The organism is Sphingomonas sp. OTU376 (genome assembly GCF_038440415.1).
Classification (GTDB): Bacteria; Pseudomonadota; Alphaproteobacteria; order Sphingomonadales; family Sphingomonadaceae; genus Sphingomonas; species Sphingomonas kyeonggiensis_A.
The window spans coordinates 1-17,792 of sequence record NZ_JASATQ010000055.1; the positions used below are offsets into that span (position 1 = coordinate 1).

At 64.9% G+C, this 17,792-nt stretch carries 19 protein-coding genes and 1 pseudogene; 11 read left to right on the forward strand and 9 right to left on the reverse strand.

The features are described from left to right. Nucleotides 1-113: 113 nt before the first annotated feature. From AAHM44_RS18950 to AAHM44_RS18960, 3 genes are all read right to left on the reverse strand, one after another. The gene (locus AAHM44_RS18950) at nucleotides 114-884 is read right to left on the reverse strand and encodes an SDR family NAD(P)-dependent oxidoreductase (protein ID WP_342250953.1); all 771 of its coding nucleotides are present in this window, start codon (nucleotides 882-884) and stop codon (nucleotides 114-116) included. A 106-nt stretch (nucleotides 885-990) separates the two neighbouring features. After that, nucleotides 991-1,587, reverse strand: a complete 597-nt coding sequence (locus AAHM44_RS18955; RefSeq protein ID WP_342250954.1) for an NADPH-dependent F420 reductase — start codon at nucleotides 1,585-1,587, stop codon at nucleotides 991-993. A gap of 28 nt (nucleotides 1,588-1,615) precedes the next feature. Then, nucleotides 1,616-2,527, reverse strand: a complete 912-nt coding sequence (locus tag AAHM44_RS18960) for a pirin family protein (protein ID WP_342250955.1) — start codon at nucleotides 2,525-2,527, stop codon at nucleotides 1,616-1,618. A gap of 117 nt (nucleotides 2,528-2,644) precedes the next feature. On the opposite strand from AAHM44_RS18960, the gene AAHM44_RS18965 reads away from it, so the two are divergent. The 9 genes from AAHM44_RS18965 to AAHM44_RS19005 all read left to right on the forward strand — a co-directional run bounded on the left by AAHM44_RS18965 (nucleotide 2,645) and on the right by AAHM44_RS19005 (nucleotide 8,928). Continuing rightward, a complete protein-coding gene (locus AAHM44_RS18965) occupies nucleotides 2,645-3,580 on the forward strand; it encodes a LysR family transcriptional regulator (RefSeq protein ID WP_342250981.1) in 936 nt (311 codons plus the stop codon). 60 nt (nucleotides 3,581-3,640) lie between these two features. Beyond that, entirely contained in the window at nucleotides 3,641-4,534 is an 894-nt protein-coding gene (locus AAHM44_RS18970) for a LysR family transcriptional regulator (RefSeq protein WP_342250956.1), read from the forward strand. Between the two features lie 89 nt (nucleotides 4,535-4,623). Beyond that, complete coding sequence (locus tag AAHM44_RS18975) at nucleotides 4,624-5,598, forward strand: MBL fold metallo-hydrolase (protein ID WP_342250957.1); 975 nt, start codon at nucleotides 4,624-4,626, stop codon at nucleotides 5,596-5,598. A 115-nt stretch (nucleotides 5,599-5,713) separates the two neighbouring features. Further along, nucleotides 5,714-6,148, forward strand: coding sequence for an ester cyclase (locus AAHM44_RS18980; RefSeq protein WP_342250958.1), 435 nt, complete (start codon nucleotides 5,714-5,716; stop codon nucleotides 6,146-6,148). An 11-nt stretch (nucleotides 6,149-6,159) separates the two neighbouring features. Then, entirely contained in the window at nucleotides 6,160-6,450 is a 291-nt protein-coding gene (locus tag AAHM44_RS18985; protein ID WP_342250959.1) for a DUF1330 domain-containing protein, read from the forward strand. A 233-nt stretch (nucleotides 6,451-6,683) separates the two neighbouring features. Further along, nucleotides 6,684-7,046: a response regulator transcription factor gene (locus AAHM44_RS18990; RefSeq protein WP_342250960.1), complete on the forward strand. Its 363-nt coding sequence runs from the start codon at nucleotides 6,684-6,686 to the stop codon at nucleotides 7,044-7,046. Between the two features lie 20 nt (nucleotides 7,047-7,066). Further along, complete coding sequence (locus AAHM44_RS18995; RefSeq protein ID WP_342250961.1) at nucleotides 7,067-7,711, forward strand: response regulator transcription factor; 645 nt, start codon at nucleotides 7,067-7,069, stop codon at nucleotides 7,709-7,711. Nucleotides 7,712-7,859: 148 nt separating this feature from the next. Beyond that, nucleotides 7,860-8,603 (forward strand): SDR family oxidoreductase, encoded by a 744-nt coding sequence (locus AAHM44_RS19000; RefSeq protein WP_342250962.1) that lies wholly within the window; start codon nucleotides 7,860-7,862, stop codon nucleotides 8,601-8,603. A gap of 22 nt (nucleotides 8,604-8,625) precedes the next feature. Beyond that, nucleotides 8,626-8,928, forward strand: coding sequence for a putative quinol monooxygenase (locus tag AAHM44_RS19005; RefSeq protein ID WP_342250963.1), 303 nt, complete (start codon nucleotides 8,626-8,628; stop codon nucleotides 8,926-8,928). 48 nt (nucleotides 8,929-8,976) lie between these two features. Here AAHM44_RS19005 and AAHM44_RS19010 read toward each other — a convergent pair whose 3' ends face one another. The 4 genes and pseudogenes from AAHM44_RS19010 to AAHM44_RS19025 all read right to left on the reverse strand — a co-directional run. Beyond that, the gene (locus AAHM44_RS19010; protein ID WP_342250964.1) at nucleotides 8,977-10,413 is read right to left on the reverse strand and encodes a sensor histidine kinase; all 1,437 of its coding nucleotides are present in this window, start codon (nucleotides 10,411-10,413) and stop codon (nucleotides 8,977-8,979) included. Beyond that, complete coding sequence (locus tag AAHM44_RS19015) at nucleotides 10,410-11,603, reverse strand: PAS domain-containing protein (RefSeq protein ID WP_342250965.1); 1,194 nt, start codon at nucleotides 11,601-11,603, stop codon at nucleotides 10,410-10,412. The genes AAHM44_RS19010 and AAHM44_RS19015 overlap by 4 nt, the downstream gene beginning before the upstream one ends. 477 nt (nucleotides 11,604-12,080) lie before the next feature. Continuing rightward, entirely contained in the window at nucleotides 12,081-12,299 is a 219-nt protein-coding gene (locus tag AAHM44_RS19020; protein ID WP_342250966.1) for a hypothetical protein, read from the reverse strand. Nucleotides 12,300-12,396: 97 nt separating this feature from the next. Further along, a pseudogene (locus tag AAHM44_RS19025) lies at nucleotides 12,397-13,032 on the reverse strand (sigma-70 family RNA polymerase sigma factor); the annotation flags it as partial. 428 nt (nucleotides 13,033-13,460) lie between these two features. On the opposite strand from AAHM44_RS19025, the gene AAHM44_RS19030 reads away from it, so the two are divergent. Further along, nucleotides 13,461-13,628, forward strand: a complete 168-nt coding sequence (locus AAHM44_RS19030) for a DUF6771 family protein (protein ID WP_342250967.1) — start codon at nucleotides 13,461-13,463, stop codon at nucleotides 13,626-13,628. 448 nt (nucleotides 13,629-14,076) lie between these two features. On the opposite strand, the gene htpG is transcribed toward AAHM44_RS19030, so the two are convergent. Together htpG and AAHM44_RS19040 are read right to left on the reverse strand one after the other, a co-directional pair. After that, on the reverse strand, nucleotides 14,077-15,960 hold the full coding sequence (gene htpG, locus AAHM44_RS19035; protein ID WP_342250968.1) for a molecular chaperone HtpG: 1,884 nt from the start codon (nucleotides 15,958-15,960) through the stop codon (nucleotides 14,077-14,079). Between the two features lie 316 nt (nucleotides 15,961-16,276). After that, nucleotides 16,277-16,543 (reverse strand): hypothetical protein, encoded by a 267-nt coding sequence (locus tag AAHM44_RS19040; protein WP_269575764.1) that lies wholly within the window; start codon nucleotides 16,541-16,543, stop codon nucleotides 16,277-16,279. A gap of 497 nt (nucleotides 16,544-17,040) precedes the next feature. On the opposite strand from AAHM44_RS19040, the gene AAHM44_RS19045 reads away from it, so the two are divergent. After that, the gene (locus AAHM44_RS19045; protein ID WP_342250969.1) at nucleotides 17,041-17,367 is read left to right on the forward strand and encodes a hypothetical protein; all 327 of its coding nucleotides are present in this window, start codon (nucleotides 17,041-17,043) and stop codon (nucleotides 17,365-17,367) included. Nucleotides 17,368-17,792: the final 425 nt, after the last annotated feature.

Genomic DNA, 17,792 nt, shown 5'->3' on the forward strand with positions numbered 1-17,792 from the left:
CGCGCGCCCCCGCCCCCCCCCCCCCGCCGCCCCCCCCCCCCCCCGCCCCCCCCCCCCCCCCCCCCCCCCCCCCCCCCAGGGAAGATCGTCTGGACGCAGGACCCGCAAGGGACCTAGATCACCGAAAGGAGCCCCCCGTCCACTTGCAGGGCGATGCCGGTGATGTAGCTCGACAGGTCCGAGCCCAGGAACGCGACCGCGTCTCCCACCTCGGAAGGCTGGCCGAGGCGGCGCAGCGGCGTGCGCTGCCGGAATCCCTCCGCGGCCGCCGCGATAGGCGGCGTCGATCGAAGCAGCTCGGTATCGATCGTTCCCGGCGCCACAGCGTTGACGCGAATCCCATCGGGCCCGAGCGCATCCGCGAACGCCTTCGCCATCAGGGTCACGCCGCCCTTGCTGGTCGAATAGGCAACGGTGATCCCGGCGCCCGCGAGTCCGCCCATGCTGCCCATCAGCACGATGCTTCCCGCCTTGCCGAGCGCTTTCATTTGCCGTGCCGCGGCCTGCGCTCCGAAAAGCGGCCCGTCCAGGTTGATCGACATCAACCGTCGATAATCCTCCTCCGACACGTCCGCCCCGTCGGCGCGCAGCGAGATGCCCGCATTGAGGACCATGACATCGACACCGCCCAAGTCGTGCGCGGCTTCCACCAGTGCATCATTGTCCGTGCGCCGGGAGACATCGGCCCGCACAAAGCGAGCCTCGACGCCGAGCGCTGCGATCGCCTGCGCGGTCGGCTGACCGCCCTCGCGCGGTTCCTCCTGAATGTCCGAGACGATCACCGCCCGGGCGCCGTGGCGCGCTGCGCCCAAGGCGATCGCGCGACCGATTCCGCTCGAGGCACCGGTTACGATCACGGTCTTGCCAGCCAGAATATCACTCATTTCGTTACTCCTTCAGTCCTTGCGCGGCGTAGGAAGCCTGCGGCGCCGCGAGCGAACGCCGATCCGTCATCCCGCGATTGCCCGCGCCGCAATGCCATGCGCCTGCTCAGGCGGCCTCGAGCAGCAGGCTGTGCACCATGAGGGCGCCGCCGAATTGCTGAAGGCGGCCGCCTTCGTCGATCCGGCCCAGGAAGATCGGCTCGAACTGCAGCTGCTTCACGAGCGCGCCGGCGCGCGCCGCGGCGTCCTGATCGTCGCTCGAAAGGAAGATGGTCCGACGGCCCCCAGCGGTTACCGGATCCCTTGCGAGCACGGCCGCCGGGAGGGTGTTGAAGCCCTTGACGATCCTGGCGCCGGGCAGCGTCTCGGCGACGATCTGCGAGGAGAAGCGGCCACCGAGATCTGCGGGCGTGAAGTCGGAGAAGTCGATCGCGTTCGTCGCGTCGATCACCAGCCGCCCGTTCCAGTCGCCCGCGGCCGCGATCTCGGGTACCGCGGCGAAGGGAAGCGCCAGGATCACGACATCGGCCTGTACCGCGGTCTGCAGGTCGACCGGCTGTACGCTGGCGCCGAGCGCCTCCTGCATGTCGCGAAGCGCCTCGGGACCCCGCGCGTTCGCGATTAATACGGGCAAGTCGAGGCGCGCGAAGTGGCGTGCAAGGGCGCCGCCGATCGCACCCGCGCCGATGATCGAATAGGTCATTTCAATTCTCCTTCGTCTGGATTGGTTTTCACGCCGCGAGCGGGCGGTAGCTGTCGGGGAGCGGGATGAATTCAGACTCGCCGGGAATTCCGGGAAAGGCACGGTCCCGCCATTGGCGAGCGGCATGGTCGATGCGTTCGCGCCGGCTCGACACGAAGTTCCAATAGACGTGGCGGGGCCCGTCGAGCGGTTCGCCGCCGAGCAGCATCAGGCGTGCACCGGCAGGGCTGAACAGGATGACTTCCGCGCCCGGCTTGAGGACGACGAGATTGTCCTTGGCGAATGCGCCGGTCTGTCCGGCCACTTCCACCGAGCCTTCCACCACGTAGAATGCCCGTTCGACATGGTCGGACGCGATCTTGAGCCGACCGCCGCGTTCCAGCACCGCGTCTGCGTAGAAGGTGTCGGAGAAGATCGGCGTCGGAGCACGCAGCCCGGCGAAATCGCCGGCCAGCAGGCGGAGATGCGCTCCGTCCTCGCGCATCTCGGGCAGATCAGAAGCCTTTACGTGGTCGAACGCGGGCGTCGTCTCCTCCAGCGCCTGCGGAAGCGCCAGCCAACTCTGGAAACCGAACATCTCCCCGCCCGTCTTGCGGAATTCGCTCGGGCTGCGCTCCGAGTGGACGATGCCCCGCCCGGCGGTCATCAGGTTGACTTCGCCCGGATGGATGGTCTGGACGAATCCCTCGCTGTCGCGGTGGACCATCTCGCCCTCGATCAGATAGGTGAGCGTCGCCAGACCGATATGCGGATGCGGGCGCGTATCGACGCCTTCGCCTGGACGGATCACCACCGGCCCGAAGGCATCGAAGAACGCGAACGGGCCGACCATGCGGCGCTGCGCGGTGGGAAGCGCGCGGCGAACGTCGAAATCTCCCAGGTCGCGCACCGACGGCAGTACCACCTGTTCGACGCCGGTGGGGTTTCCCTGAAATGACATGCCGTTTCTCCAAATCCGTCGCTCGGGTGCGAGCGGCTGCTGGAGACGATCTAGGGCTAGCAGCTTGCCGACATAACCGGCATAAGATCGAGCAAAACGTTCCAGGAATTCGATATGATATCAGAGCCAGGCAGCCCGACACTCGACCAGCTCAAGGTCTTCGTCACGGTCGTGGATGTCGGGAGCTTCGCCGGTGCCGCCCGCAAGCTGAACCGTGCGACTTCGGTGATCAGCTATTCCATCGGCAATCTCGAGGCGCAACTCGGCCTGTCACTGTTCGATCGCGAGTCGACGCGGCGGCCCCAGCTGACCCAGGCCGGCAAGGCGATGCTGGCGGAAGCACGCACCGTGATCAGCGGCCTGGACGGCATGCGCTCCAAGGCAAAGGGATTGCTTCAGGGCCTGGAAGCGGAAATCCATATCGTGCTCGACGTCATGCTGCCGGCGGATCGCGTGGCCGACGCGCTCAGCGCGTTCCGCGAGGAATTCCCAACCGTCGCGCTTCATCTTCACATGGAGACGCTCGGCGCGGTGACCGAGCTCGTGCTGAACCGGCGCGCGGTCATCGGCGTGAGTGGGCCGCTGGACCAGACGGCAAGCGGCATCGAGAAGATCGCGTGCGGGAGCGTCCCGATGATACCGGTCGCGGCACCGCAGCATCCCTTGGCGACCGCCGGCAGGAACGATCCCGGGGCGGGCCGAAACCACACCCAGCTCGTCCTTACCGACCGTTCGCGCCTGACCGAGGGCCGCGACTTTGCCGTGGTCAGCAGCCGCACCTGGCGGCTGGCCGACCTCGGCGCGAAATACATTCTCCTCAAGGCCGGCATCGGATGGGGCAATATGCCGGTCCCCATGATCGAGGAGGACATTGCGCAGGGGCGGCTCGTGCATCTGGACATGCCCGATGCGCGCGGCGGCGAATATGGGTTCGATGCGATCTTCAGGACCGATACGCCCCCAGGGCCGGCGGCGAGGTGGCTGATCGATCGTTTCGAGACGCAAGGGAGTCTGGACGAGGAGGGCCGGCCTTCGGGCCCCGGTGCGAACTGATCCGCGAGGATAATAGCCGCGTTCACCCGTCCGGTCGAATATCTGCACCCGGAGGAACCAGTGCCGCACCCAGAGCTCGATCTTGCCTTGCTACGGACGCTGCGAACCCTGCTCGAGGAGCGCAACGTCACCAGGACGTCCCGACGCCTGGGCATATCGCAGCCTGCCTTGTCCGGCCGACTGGCGAAGCTGCGGCGAATCCTCGGGGATCCCCTGTTCGTTCCGAGCACCAGCGCGCGAGGCGTTGTCCCCACCCCCCGCGCCGAAGCGATCCAGAGCGAGGTCGTCGCACTGATCGAAGCGATGGACGGGTTGATGCGGGGCGGAGGTTTCGACCCCGGGGTCACGACGCGGACGTTCACCATCGCCTGTCTCGAGACGCCCGCCGCGGTCCTTGCGCCCGTCCTTGTGCCGGCGTTCCGAACGCTTGCGCCCCGGGCGCGCCTGTCCTTCGTCGCGACCGGACCGGATGCGGCCCAGGACCTCGAGACCGGACGCACCGACCTGCTCCTCTCCGGCGCCGACGAGGCGGCCGGAGAGCTGCTCCATCGGCTCGCATGGCGTGATCGCTACGCGTCGGCCCGCGCGCCCGGTCCCGGCGGTCCGCTCGACCTGGACGCATTCTGCATGGCGGCGCATGTTGTCGTGGCCAGCAGTGGCGACGGGCTTTCGACGGTCATCGACGAAAGACTGGAGACGCTGGGCAGGCGACGATCGGTCGCCGCCACGGTGCAGAGCTACGCTATCGCGGCGATGTTGGCGGCGCAGGACGGCTATCTGTGCACGCTTCCGCGGCGCTTCCTCAGCAGGTTTGCCGACTGTCTGGACATCGTCGAGCCCCCGCTCGACCTCCCCGAGCTCGCGATCAGCATGATCTGGCATCCGCGCATGCAGGCGGACGCGGGTCATGTATGGCTGCGCGACCTCGTCCTCGAGTTGATGCCGAAGGCATAGGCGCCGCCGATGGCAGCCATCCGCACGGCCTGTCTCCCATGCCCGGGCCGATACGACCAGATAGGTGCCGACCATCAGAGGAGAAGATGATGATGAGACATCTCGGTGCCACGACGCTCGCTTTCCTGTCGATCCTCGGGAGCCCGGCCCCGGCGCAGGACGCCGTGCCGGCGGCGAAGGAGTCGGGCGCGACGGCGCATCAGGCGCTCCCGACCATGGGCATCTATGGTTTCAAGCTCGGACAGGCCCGGGTCACCACGCTCAGCGACGGATCGATTCCGCTCGACATCCATGCTGTACTTCGAAACGCGCCCAAGGCGACGCTCGACGGCCTGCTGCGCGACGCCTTCGCCGATAACCCGGTGGAGACCTCGATCAACGCCTATCTGATCGAGGATGGCGACCGGAAAATCCTGGTCGATACCGGTGCGGGCGACCTGTTCGGGCCAGCGGGCGGAAAGCTGCTCCGCAGTCTCGAGGCGGCCGGCGTTCGGCCCGAGCAGGTCACGGATGTGCTGATAACCCATGTGCATACCGACCACTCGGGCGGTCTCGCACGGGACGACGCGCCCGTCTTCCCCAAGGCGCGGGTGCATGTCGCGAAAGCCGATGTGGATCTTTTCACCGGCCCCCGGCTGCCGTCGGACATGCCGGTCAGACTGCACGACGAAGCCGTCGCCGCGCTCGGTCCCTATGCGCGATCGGGGCAGCTGCAGCCATTTTCGGGAAGGCGCGTCCTCCTGCCTGGACTGAACGCGATTCCCACCCCCGGCCACACGCCGGGACATACGATCTACCGGTTCGAGAGCGACGGCCAGTCGATCGAGTTCTGGGGCGATCTCGTACATGTCGGCGCCGTTCAATTCCCCCGGCCCGAGGTCACGATCACCTTCGATGCCGATCAGCCGGCCGCGCGCGACCAGCGCCTGGCCCAGTTCCGCCGCGCCGCCGAGACGAAGGTCCTGGTCGCGGGCGCGCATCTCGGCTTTCCGGGTGTCGGTCACATCAAGCGCCTGGGCCAGGGATATGCATGGGTGCCGGTCCCCTTTCGCTACCGCGATTGACCCCTTCCCCGGGGGCAGGCCCCGGGGATATACACCGGTATAACATCCACCCGGACAATTACCTCGCCTGCCGCTTTGGGCCAGCTTGCACCTCTCAGATCAGGAGGAGCAAGCCGTGTCTCTAGCGAATGAACTGCGTATCCGTCAGCTGTATGAGGCAGTGAACGCAAAGGACCTTGCCGCCATCGAAGGCTATGGCGCAGACTTCAGCGAATGGCTCGACGTACCGTTCGACATGACGTCGCGCGGGGCGCGGGCGATCATCGATCCCTGGAAGAGCTGGTTTGATATTTTCCCCGATGCCACCTGCGAGGTTCGCAGCCTGGTCGCGCTGGGCGATCATGTCGTGGCCCAGGGCATCGGCCGGGGAACGCATCTCGGGACGTTCCACTCTCCGGCCGGGGTCATCGAGCCGACCGGCGCGCGCATGCAGGTCAATTTCTGCGACGTTTATCGTCTGCGAGACGGCAAGATCGAGCGTGCCGACTCCTATTTCGATTTCTTCGGGCTGCTCCGGCAGCTCGTGCCCACAAATGCCGTCGCGGCCTGAGGGAGGAAAGCATGCCGGCCTATCTCATCGGTGACCTCGACATCTTCGACATGGACCAGATTCAGGACTATCGCGCCAAGGCCCTTCCGCTCGTCGAACGGTTCGGCGGCAAGGCGCTTGCCCTCGACGCGTCGCCCGTCGACATCGAGCAATGGTCCTCGCGCAACATCGTGCTCATCGAATTTCCCGATATCGCTTCCATCAAGGCGCTGTTCGCGTCGGCGGACTATGCGCCGCTGGCGAAACAGAGACAGGCCGCGTCGCGGTCCCGCCTCATCGCCGTCCAGGGCCTGACCGCCTGAAGACCGGCGCTCCGTCGCCCTTGACGAGCCGGCCGCGTCCCCAGCCCGGCCGGCAGGGCGGCGGAGCGCATTGCCCATATTTACCGTCGCGACCGGATCCCCGCCCCGCGGACCCCTCTCGCCCTCATGCCGCCGGGAGATCCGGTTATACAGATGGGTAATGGCGCGAAGGTGCCGAGCCATCTAAGTCCAATTTCCAGGCCGAGAGCTTTCGGCGCACCGACGAGGAGCATATGGCGCTCATCATCATTGTGGATGACGATCGCCATGTGCGGGTCAGTCTCGAGAACCTGCTCGCGTCGGTCGGTTACGACACGCAGAGTGTCGGTTCCGGAGAGGAATTGCTCTCGGCTGCGCGCTGGCGGTCCGCAGACTGCCTGATCCTCGATGTCAGGATGCGCGGGATGGACGGCCTCCAGCTGCTCCAGCGGATCGGGTCCGACCAGGCCTGTCCGCCGGTAATTTTCCTGACGGCGCATTCGGACGAGGAGACGCGACGGCGGGCCCTCCAGGGAGGCGCGCGCGCATTCTTCTCCAAGCCCTTCGAGGAAGAACCTTTGCTGGAGGCCATCGCCGCGGCGGTGGCGCGTGACTAGAATGCCCCGGGAGGCGCGCCATGGCGCTTGAAGACACTGGTCCGCAAAACGCGCTCGTCTGTATCGTCGACGACGACGCATCCGTACGCGACGGTCTTTCGCGCCTCCTCGAATCGGCGGGCTACAGAGCCGTCGCCTATCACAACGCCCAGTCGTTCCTGGCTGCCCCTTCCCCGGAGGGGCCCGCATGCCTGTTGTTCGACGTGCGCCTGCCCGACCTGGACGGCCTGCAATTGCAGGAGCATGTCGCAGGTCTGAGCAGGCGACCTCCGATCATCTTCATGACGGGCCACGGCACGATCCCGATGAGCGTCCGCGCGATCAAATCGGGTGCAGTGGAGTTCCTGACCAAGCCGATCGACAGCGACGTGCTTCTGGCGACGATCGAGGATGCCCTGTCGATGGATCGGGACCAGTTGGTCGGACAGAGAGAGGAAGGGAGCCTTCAGCAGCGCCTCGACTCCCTGACGCCGCGCGAGAACGAGGTGCTCAGACGCGTGATCGCCGGTCCGATGATCAAGCAACTCGCAGCGGCGCTCGGCACGAGCGAGGTCACCGCCAAGGTTCACAAGCGGCGGGTGATGGAGAAGATGGGAGCCCGGACGCTGGTCGAATTGATCCATATGGCCGAACGCCTTGGCATCGAGGCGCTGCCGATAAAGTGAATGCGGAACGCTTTGCCGAACCCATTATACACCTGGACAATAACTTCATAGATAACTGAACGCGGCATCGGCGAGGTCTATCTGAACTGACGAAAGGCGCATCGCCGAGGCGGAGCGCTCTTTCGGATCAGATCAGAAGGAATTCATGATGTCCGATAATAAAGTCGCATTGATCACTGGCGCCTCGAGCGGTATCGGCGCCGGCATCGCGCGCAAGCTCGCCAGCGCCGGCTATTCCGTCGCCATCGGCGCGCGCCGACTCGACCGGCTTGAGGCGCTGGCCGCCGAGATCGACGCCGCGGGCGGAAAGGCGCTGCCGGTGGAGCTGGACGTGACCAGCGAAGAGGCGAACGCAGCCGCCGTGCAGCGTACCCTCGAGGCCTTCGGCCGGCTCGACGTCGCGGTCGTCAACGCGGGGCTGATGCCGCTGTCGGATATCGACGCGCTCAAGACCGACGAGTGGCGTCGGATGATCGACGTCAACGTCCAGGGCGCGCTGAACACGACTGCCGCCGTCCTTCCCACGCTCATGGCGCAGAAATCGGGGCACGTCGTGCTCATGTCGTCGATCGCCGGGCGGAAGGTCTTCAAGGGCCTCTCGGTCTACTGCGCGACAAAGCATGCCGTCGCCGCATTCGCCGACGGACTGCGCATGGAGGTGGCGCCCAAGTACAATATCCGGGTCACCTGCGTGCAGCCGGGGGCGGTCGCGAGCGAGCTGTACGACCATATCACCGACCCCAATTACCGGCAGCAGATGGACGAGCTGGCCAAGCAGATGCAGTTCCTCAAGCCCGAGGACATTGGGGACGCCGTGGTCTATGCGGTCGAGGCGCCGCCGCATCTCGACATGGCCGAGATGTTCGTCATGCCGACCGAGCAGGGCTGGTGAGCAAACAGGAGGATTCGCTGCAATGACAGGCACTCTGCATGTCGCCGCGTCCTTCAGGGCCAAGCCGGGTTGCTCCGCGCAGCTCGGCGACCGCCTTCGTGCGCTCGTGGCCCCGACGCGTCGCGAGGCCGGATCGCTTCGGTATCATGTCCTGCAGGGACTGGACGATACCGACGCGTGGCTGGTCTCCGAGGAATGGGCCGATCGCCGCGCCTTCGACGAACACATGGCGCAGCCCTATGTGCTGGACCTTCTCGCCGCTGCTCCGGCGCTGTGCGCGCAGGAACCGAGAATCGCCTTCTTCAAGGACCAGTCCAGTTTCTAGCCACGCGGACGACCCGGCACGACGGGCAGGCAGCGCCGCGCGCGCTGCCTAGCCCGCCGCCATCAGCGGCACGGTGAAGCTGAGGACACTCCCTCCCGGCTCGCCGGCATGCGCCGTCAGATTGCCGTTGTGCCGCTCGATGATCGTGCGGCAGATCGTCAGCCCAAGCCCCATTCCGCTGCTCTTTGTCGTGTAGAATGCCTCGAAGAGCCTTTCTACGCCGTCCCGGTCAAACCCGGGTCCGGTATCGGAGACCTCGACATGGACCTGGGCGTCTGCGACCGACGAGCGGATGCGCAATCGCCGCGAGGACGGATCCACCTCGCGCATCGCCTCTACGGCGTTCGACGCGAGGTTGAGCAGCACCTGCTTGAGCTGCGCGGCTTCTCCGAGCACCTGCTGGCCCGCCGCATGCAGCTCGAGGTCCAGTCCCACATGTTCGCGCTCCAGATCGGGCGCTATTAGCTCCGTCACCTCCGCGAGCAGATCGTCCACCCCGACCGGTGCCGGGTGCATCTGCGTGTCGTGCGCCAGGCCGTTCAGACCGCGGATGATCTCGCCCGCGCGCAAGGCATCCCGGATGATGCTCGCCAGGCTGATCTCGAGGCGTTCCAGGTTCGGTGGGTCATGGGCGAGCCAGCGATTGGCCGCCCCCGCGTCCGCGACCATCGCGGTAAGCGGCTGGTTCACCTCGTGCGCGATCGACGCGGCAAGCTCTCCCATGGTCGTGACTTGCGATACCCGGGCGAGCGCGTGTTGCGTCCGCCGCAGCTTGTCTTCGGAGCGGCGCAGGTCGGTGACGTCAATGGCGGCCCCGGCATGGTTTCCGTCGGACAGGGGAACGCCCGTCGAGAAGAGATGGCGCACCTCCCCGGAGGGAAGGACGATGCGGTACTCGATGCTCCATTCGCGCCCTTCCCGTCCGGCGACCGGAACCACGCGCAGCCATCGCGCCACATCGTCGGGGTGGATACGGTCGAAATATTTTTGGAAGGACGGCGCGTCCTCGCCCAAGGTATAGCCAAGCAGGTTATAGACGTTGCGGGACCACATGTCCTCGCCGGTCGCCGGCTTCCACAGGAACGTGCAGGTCCTCGCGACTTCCTCGACAAGGTCCTGATACTCGCGACGCCGGGCGATCACGCCTTCGATCTCTTCCAGTTCGCCCTGCGCCGCCGCGGCCTCGGCCCGCGCCGCACATAATGCCAGGGATGCTCCTGCAACTTCCCGGAAGGCTCCGGACAGTTCCGGTGCGCCGAGCCAGAGCGTGCCCAACTGCCTGCCATCCTCCCCCAGCGCATGGGGCGAGCCGGCAGGCTCGGCATAGGCCGGCAGGGACGGCGTGGCGGGCACGAACGCCAGCGGACCGATGCCGGCGAGGCGAGCGGCCGCGTCCATCAGGCGCAACACGTCCATGACGTCGCCTTCGAGCGCGGCGCCACCAAGGCGAGCGAGGGCTGCCTCGAGCTCCGGCGCCGCGCTCATGCCACTTCCCGCGTCGGCAGCGTCAGGCGATAGGCCCCGCCACCGTCCATGGGCACGAACGAAAGCTCGCCGCCATGCCCGTCGACGATGGCCCGGGCCACCGCCAGGCCGAGATCGGATGGCTCCCTGCCCGCGCCGAGCGCGTCGATGTTGGTCTCCAGGAGCATATTCGAGCGGTAAGGCGCCTTGTCCGCGACCAGAATGGTGGCGGCCTCGGCATCGGCCGATCCGGTCACGCTCACCTGAAGCGGCGCCTGCTCCGCCTGCGCGCGGCTCAGGCAATCCATGACGAGGGTCAGCACGACCTGCTGCAGCTGCACGCGGTCGGCGGCGATCGGCCGGGTCAGCCCATCCAGGTCGAGCGCGAGCGCGGCCGCGCGCAGGTCGAACTCCGCCCTGCATAAGGTGGCCACGTCGGAGATCGCCTCGGCCAAGTCGACGCTGCTGAACTCCGGCTCGCTTTTGCGCGCGAGCCCGCGCAGTCCCATGACCACCTCCTTGGCGCGCCGGCAGTCCGCCGAAAGATCGACCAGTCCCTGTCGCGCGCGCTCGATATACTCGGGGCCCCGTTCGAGCCATCGCCGCGTCGCGGCGGCATTCGCCAGGATCGCGGTCAGCGGCTGGTTCAACTCATGGCTGATGGATGTGGCGAGGACGCCGAGGGTGGTAAGTCGCGATGCCAGTGCGAGCTCGGACCGCGCCTTGCGAAGCGCCTCCTCGGCCATCCGGCGCTCGGTGATGTCGCTCACGGTCCCGACATACAGGGTTTCGCTGACACGCTTGCCGAGCGCATGGACGTGGCGGATCGTGCCGTCGGGCAGCAGGTAGCGATACTCGACGTTGAAGCGCTTGCCCTCGTCGGCGATGTTCGCCGCCTCGGCCAGATAGCGCTCCAGATCGTCCGGATGGATACGCGCGATGTTGGAGCTGAAGGATGCCTCCACTTCCCCGACGGCATAGCCCAGCATCGCATAGACTTCGGGGGACCATTCGCCGAGGCTCGGATCGGCGGGATACCAGGTCCAGCTCCCGGTCCGGCTGAGACGCTGCGTCAAGGCGGCCGACGCCTCGACCTCCTCGAGCGCCAGGCGCGCATGTGCTACCGCGGTGTCCAGCCCCTCGCGCTTGGCGCGCAGTTCCTCGGTCGCCGCGCGCAAGCGCGCGCGCAGCTCGTGGAGATCGGCTTGCATGACAGGACCTTCCGGGACGGCCATTCTCCGCTTCTCTGGTCTTCGACAGCCACGACCCCGCCGGATCGCACAGCGCCTTTACGCCAGAAACGATCTTCAAGCCATAATACCAGGGTGTAATCGCCGCGCGACCAGCGGCCGCCCAATGCCCGACAAATCGCAATCCTGCTACCGAACGGGAATGCAACTTTCGCCAGAAGGCCGCTTCGCAGGATCAACCCGCGACATGACCGCCGGATATCGAAGCTGGTCGCCTCCGGGCAGCACGAGCCTGCCGTGTGAGGCGTAGAAGGATCTCCGGAGCCTGACGTACTGCATTCCGCGAATATGGTGATGGGGGATGGAAGCCTTTGGTCCGCCGATGTGAACCGGCGCGCCCGGCAGGACTGGAAGTCTCTCGAACCTGACTGGCACCAGAAGTGGCATGCACAACAGCAAGTTACGCCGTCGCAACGGGCAAATCTTCTGTCAGCCGAATCAAAGCCGCGGGACATCCATGACGAAGCGCGTACCCGGGCACGCGTCGTGCCACGCATGCTGCGCGCCGAGCCTGTCCGCCATCATCGCGATCAACCGGCTGCCGAAACCCGTCCCGCGTGCCGTGGTGCCGAGGCCCCTTCCGTCGTCCGCGATCTCAAGGCGAATGTCGCCAGAGTGCAGTGCCTGCAACAGGGTCGCGGTATCAATGAGGGGCATTTACCCTCCAGCTGTTACTCGCTCGTAGACCGCGATGAGAAGCCGCTCGACACCTGTCGGCAGCGGCAACGATCACGCCGCGACTGAGCACCATTGCCTCGCCTTGCTCGGTTCCGCCGCGACAGCGAGCCTGGATCATATCCAGATAGGCAAACATGCTGATCACGGCGGCATCCGCACTTCCGAATTCATGACGCTTCGTCTTCAGAACCCCGCGATTCATCAGCGCCTCAAGCGCGAGCCGCGCACGAGATACGCGACTCTTGACCGTGCCAACGGCAACGCCGGTAATCTCGGCAACCTCTTCATATGGCATGCTGGCGGCAACTACCAAAACGAGGGCTTCGCGCTGATCCGCAGAAATTTGTTCAAGGCCCCGCATGAGGTCTCGAAGCTCCACGGTCTTGTCCTAACTGGCAGGCGCGGTCAGGACACGCTCCGCGACCAGGCCGTTCCACTCAGCCGTGAAGCGCTTACGCCGCGTCTCGCTGAAGTAGATGTTCCGCAAGATGGTTAAGGTCCACGCCTTGAAGTTGGTGTCCGCCTTGAAGCGGCTACGAGCCGCCCACGCCTTGAGCATGGTCTCCTGAACGAGATCGTCCGCCGCGTCCCGACTACCGCTCCGACTCCGCCCGAACGCCCTGAGTTGCGGTATCGCCGCAGCCAGCTGGTCCTTGAATTCTCCATCGGATAGTGTCGCAAGGGGCGCTTCGATAGAGCCAGACTTCTGCATGGTTTCCCCGACTTGAGATAGGTTCCCAGGAAGAACATACCGGAAAAGCCACTGTTCCGTCGCGCCACCGGCGCGCCCTAGGCGGGCAGCAGTTCCCCGATACGAAACCGTAGATCTCCGCAGCCACGCGCTTGTCCAATCTGCGCCTGGCATACGGCCCATTTCCGCCGACGATGCGCTCGATACGCATGATCATCTTGTCTTAGGTCAGACAGGGCCGCCGGAATCAGCCCTGTTCAACGAGGCAAACATGGTGCAGCTCCGCCATCGACGTCTCAATCCACACCGGCGAGAGCGTCAGGCTCCGATCGAATATGCGCCCTCGTCCGCGATAAGCCATAGTGAATGATAGCGGCCCGTTGTGCAGAAAGCAGGACTCCTGACAAAGTCGTTGTTCAGGCCGCTCGTTCGCGGCACTAGACCGTGGCATGAGCGATCCCCTTCAATCCGCCATCGCAGACATAATTGCGCGTGCACCGGAATGGATACGCCAAGAGATGGCCACAAAGGATCACGCGACGCGCGAACGCGCCGAGGAAGCGCTAGCAGCGATGATTGCAAATGCGCTTAAGGAAGTTGACAAGTCCGGGACGTGAGGCGAGGCCCATCGTGCTGGCGGTGCAGCGACGCCAGGAAAGTCCTGCACGCCCTACCTCGAGTCGTTGTCGGATTCATTCAATTTCCTGGATCGGCCTTACGGGAAGCTATTGCTCGCGAACGGGGATTTTTTGCCCCTGTTGAGTCCGGCCGGGGATGGGTCTGGTCTTTGCGGTACCGGCAAATCTACCCAGACGCCGAGGGCTCCGCGGATTGAACGGGCAAGGCAACAACATTTCGCGATGGGGTCGCGCCTTGCGCTTAGGGCAGGCGCCGCATGCCTGCATGATTTAATAAACCCGCAAATTTGCCGGCAGTTGAAAAGCCCCAAGACAGCGAAGATCGGCGAGCTCGGAAACACGCTTGTGGTGCTTCCACCGACGTAAGCACCCAGCGCGTAAGCACAGGCAGCGCGGAGCTATGCCAAGCTCCGCGCTGCCTGTCTGGTCAGCCGATGCCACGCTCCATCAGGCGCATCAGACGCGCGGAGAAAGCCCGGGGATCTTCCGGCAGCTCACCGTCGGCGATACGGGCTTCGTCGAGCAGGAGATGCGCCGCATCGGCGCGGACATTCTCATCCCCGCCCTCAAGCGCACTGAGCTTCTCGACAAGCGCATGCCGTGGATTGACCTCCAGCACCGGCTTCGCCTTCGCGTCGAGGCGCCCCGCTCCCGCGAGGAGCTTCTCAAGCTGGCGATCCATGCCATGATCGGGAGCCACAAGGCATACCGCGCTCTCGGTAAGACGGTCGGAGGTCCGCACGTCAGACACCGCATCACCCAGTATGTCCTTCATGAATGCAATAAAGCCGCTGACGGCCTGCGAAGTGGCCGGGGCCGGTTGCTCGCCATCGGCGAGCGGGATCAGCGCCAGGTCGGCAAGACCTTGTGTGACGGATTTGAAGGGCTTGCCTTCATAATCAAGCCCGGAAGCTGCCCAGAAACTATCGACGTGGTCCGCTAGGAGCAGAACCTCTATACCTCGGGCGCGGAAGCCCTCCAGCTGCGGGGACGTCGCAAGGCGGTCGAGATCGGTGCCGGTCACATAGTAGATCGCGGTCTGATTTTCCTTGAGCCCGTCAACATAGTCCTTGAGCGAGCGCCATTCGCCGCCGGACGCAGTCGTCTGGAAGCGAGCAAGGCCAAGGAGGGTCTCGCGGCGCGCATAGTCCTCGTAAAGCCCCTCTTTGAGGACCGGGCCAAAATTGTCCCAGAGGGCCAGGTAGCGGTCGCTGTCATTCGTCGAGAGCTTTTCGAGTTCCGACAACACACGGTTTGAGACGCCTTTCTGGATCGCCGCGAGGATCGGGCTCTCCGGGATCATCTCGCGCGAGACGTTGAGCGGCAGGTCATTCGAGTCCACCAGACCACGCACAAATCGCAGGTAGCGCGGCAGGATCTGGGCGTCGTCAGTTATGAAGACGCGACGGACATAGAGCTTCATCCGGCCCGCTCGGTCGGGTTCGAACAGGTCGAATGGCCTGGTCTGTGGCACAAAGGCGAGCACGCTATATTCGTGCAGGCCCTCCGCGCGATAGTGCAAGGTCAAGGCAGGCTCATCGAACTGGCCAGCAACACTTCGATAGAAGTCCTTATATTCCTCGGACGTGATTTCGCTTTTCGGTCGGAGCCAGAGCGCACCACCATCGGCAATCTGCCTGGGCTCGGAATCGGGCTTGTCCTTGAGGAAGATCGGGACGGGCACGTGGCCGGACTGTGCCTTGATGATCCTCTCAACCGTGAAGACCTGCGTATAGCTCGCCGCGTCTTCCTTCAGATGCAACAGCACGCGGGTTCCTCGGACCGGCGCATCCGACGTCTCGACGGACTGGATCGTATAGGTGCCCAGCCCGTCCGACGACCAGGAGGCTGCGCTGTCTGCGCCAGCCCGGCGCGAGATGACCTCGACCTGGTCCGCAACCATGAACGCGGAATAGAAGCCGACGCCAAATTGCCCGATGAGGTGGCTATTGGCACCATCCTTGGCGCCCGCGATCTTTTCCATGAAGGCCTTGGTACCGGAGCGGGCGATTGTGCCGAGCGCATCCGCGAGCTCACCTTCGCTCATGCCGATACCGTTGTCTTCGACGATCAGCCGACGCGCCTCGGGATCGAGCGTCACGGTTATGCGAGGTTCACTATCGTCTCCGAGCAGCGCGGGATTGCCAAGCCCCTCATAGCGCAGCTTCTCGCACGCATCGGCTGCGTTAGAGATCAGCTCGCGGAGGAAGACTTCCTTGTCCGAGTAGACCGAGTGCACCATGAGGTGAAGCAGCTTGGCGACGTCGGCTTCAAAGGAGCGGGTTTCGGGCGTGGCTTCAGTCGTCGTCATGCAATCTTCCTGTAGTTCTCCAATGTCAGGCAGCGCGTGAGATGGCTGGGCGATCGCGGCGTTTCAAGCGTGCCCGCCTCAAGCGCCAGAGATTGAACGGCCTCGTCCATGCCCCGGCTCGCTGCCAATTACCTGCAACACCGATCCCGGGAAATGGGAACACTGACCTATCCTGGACGATCGAGCTAATCGTTCACCCGGCACCGACTGATCGAAAGCGTTGCTCCGCAGATACTCACGTATAATGGCTTGTCGGTAAGAATAGAAACATGACCGGGGAAGAAGTTAACCGGAGACTATCGTGCAGCAACCCCATTCACTGGATCTCGATCACGCGGAATGGATGGCCGTGTCTGTAGCGCTGAGCGATGCGGCCGAGCTGGATTGTGCGCCGCCACCGGCGCCCGGCTCGCTGCGCGCTCGGTTCGCTCGAATTGGCATGATGATGACCGGACGGCACCCAGCCCCGCCCCTCGCTAATCCGCGCCTCGAGGCAGTCCGGCAGTTCGTGTGCATGAAGAAGCGCCGTAGCGATGAAGCGGATGACCTGGTGCCCGAACTGATGGCTCTTGGGTTCAATCATGCCCAGGTCCAGGCCCTGGCGCTTCTGTCCCGCTGAAATCCGCCTCCGGGTATCCCAGTTACGTGAAACACCGGGTGCTGCATGGCGACAGCTTGCGGTCAGAGATATTGGCGGCGCTTCGCGCTCGGGATCACAAGCCCGAAAACATAACTCTGTCGCCGGGATGTCGGCCCGAATGCAAAGGGTCGTCCTAGAAAGCGGCGCTTTGCATCGTCTCGCAGAACGCGGACGGCTTAGACGGGCCACGCCTTCGGGGCGGAGGCCAGGCCCAGGTCCGCCAGATGCGGCATTGGACAATGAGACATCAGACCATCTCCTTGCGTTTGTCGACGATGGTAAAGAAGATCGTGAGCGCTCCGGCACATTTTCAAGAAGCAAACCACTGACATCAGGAGATAATGCGAACCGCCGGGTAACTGGGGCCGATCAGCTCCGGACGGGATGAAGTTCGGGAACGCTGGGAAAAGCAGCGCGCTTTTGCCGGCGGGAGAAAAGCCATGACCGATCACGCCACGAACCAGCCGGACAACGATCGCGACGCCGCAGAGCGCGCCACGAACGCGAACATCGCCGACGAAAATACAGCCTATGTCCCGCCTGCGGGCCGACAGACACTCACGCAGGACGATCAGGGTATCCCCCCGACGGGCGAGGAGGATACCCTCGCCGAGGTAAGCACGACCGAACAGGACCCCGATGCCGTCGCCGATCTGTCGGAATCGGACGCCGGTCCGAATGACGACAGCATCGAACCATCACGCATTCCAGGCTCGGCGCAGGAAATCGACGTCGAGGGTGTGACCGGCCCCGGTCCGAGCGGCTAAGTCGCATCGCACGTCGTCGCGATCGGCCTTGCACATGGACAGCGGCCCGACGCAAGAGCGTCGGATTTTCTCGCGTTTCGCTTTGGCTTGGCTCGTCGCTGCCGGCATCGCCACTTCTCTGTTTACCGCCCTCCCCGGCAGGACCCAAGCGACCTCGACTTTCTCAGGCTGCAGGGTCGTGGACGGCGACACTTTGCGCTGCGGCGATGAACGCATCCGGTTACTCGGGATAGAGCGCCGGAGCTCCCGGGCCACTGCGCGCAGGGTCGTAACTGTGCGCCGGGAAACGGCTTCGCCTCGATGCGCAGCCTCAGTGAAGCGCTGGCCCCTCCTCTGAACATCCGGCGCGTCGGCTACGACCGCTATGGACGCACACTTGCCCTGGTGTCCGGATCCAGGGGCGACCTTTCCTGCTGGCAGCTCAA

Excerpts from the sequence above, each read along its gene's own strand:
- AAHM44_RS18950 (WP_342250953.1), bottom strand. The coding sequence starts at position 884 with ATGAGTGATATTCTGGCTGGCAAGACCGTGATCGTAACCGGTGCCTCG.
- AAHM44_RS18955 (WP_342250954.1), bottom strand. The coding sequence starts at position 1,587 with ATGACCTATTCGATCATCGGCGCGGGTGCGATCGGCGGCGCCCTTGCA.
- AAHM44_RS18960 (WP_342250955.1), bottom strand. The coding sequence starts at position 2,527 with ATGTCATTTCAGGGAAACCCCACCGGCGTCGAACAGGTGGTACTGCCG.
- AAHM44_RS18975 (WP_342250957.1), top strand. The coding sequence starts at position 4,624 with ATGATGAGACATCTCGGTGCCACGACGCTCGCTTTCCTGTCGATCCTC.
- AAHM44_RS18985 (WP_342250959.1), top strand. The coding sequence starts at position 6,160 with ATGCCGGCCTATCTCATCGGTGACCTCGACATCTTCGACATGGACCAG.
- AAHM44_RS18990 (WP_342250960.1), top strand. The coding sequence starts at position 6,684 with ATGGCGCTCATCATCATTGTGGATGACGATCGCCATGTGCGGGTCAGT.
- AAHM44_RS18995 (WP_342250961.1), top strand. The coding sequence starts at position 7,067 with ATGGCGCTTGAAGACACTGGTCCGCAAAACGCGCTCGTCTGTATCGTC.
- AAHM44_RS19000 (WP_342250962.1), top strand. The coding sequence starts at position 7,860 with ATGTCCGATAATAAAGTCGCATTGATCACTGGCGCCTCGAGCGGTATC.
- AAHM44_RS19005 (WP_342250963.1), top strand. The coding sequence starts at position 8,626 with ATGACAGGCACTCTGCATGTCGCCGCGTCCTTCAGGGCCAAGCCGGGT.
- AAHM44_RS19010 (WP_342250964.1), bottom strand. The coding sequence starts at position 10,413 with ATGAGCGCGGCGCCGGAGCTCGAGGCAGCCCTCGCTCGCCTTGGTGGC.
- AAHM44_RS19015 (WP_342250965.1), bottom strand. The coding sequence starts at position 11,603 with ATGCAAGCCGATCTCCACGAGCTGCGCGCGCGCTTGCGCGCGGCGACC.
- AAHM44_RS19020 (WP_342250966.1), bottom strand. The coding sequence starts at position 12,299 with ATGCCCCTCATTGATACCGCGACCCTGTTGCAGGCACTGCACTCTGGC.
- AAHM44_RS19030 (WP_342250967.1), top strand. The coding sequence starts at position 13,461 with ATGAGCGATCCCCTTCAATCCGCCATCGCAGACATAATTGCGCGTGCA.
- htpG (WP_342250968.1), bottom strand. The coding sequence starts at position 15,960 with ATGACGACGACTGAAGCCACGCCCGAAACCCGCTCCTTTGAAGCCGAC.
- AAHM44_RS19040 (WP_269575764.1), bottom strand. The coding sequence starts at position 16,543 with ATGATTGAACCCAAGAGCCATCAGTTCGGGCACCAGGTCATCCGCTTC.
- AAHM44_RS19045 (WP_342250969.1), top strand. The coding sequence starts at position 17,041 with ATGACCGATCACGCCACGAACCAGCCGGACAACGATCGCGACGCCGCA.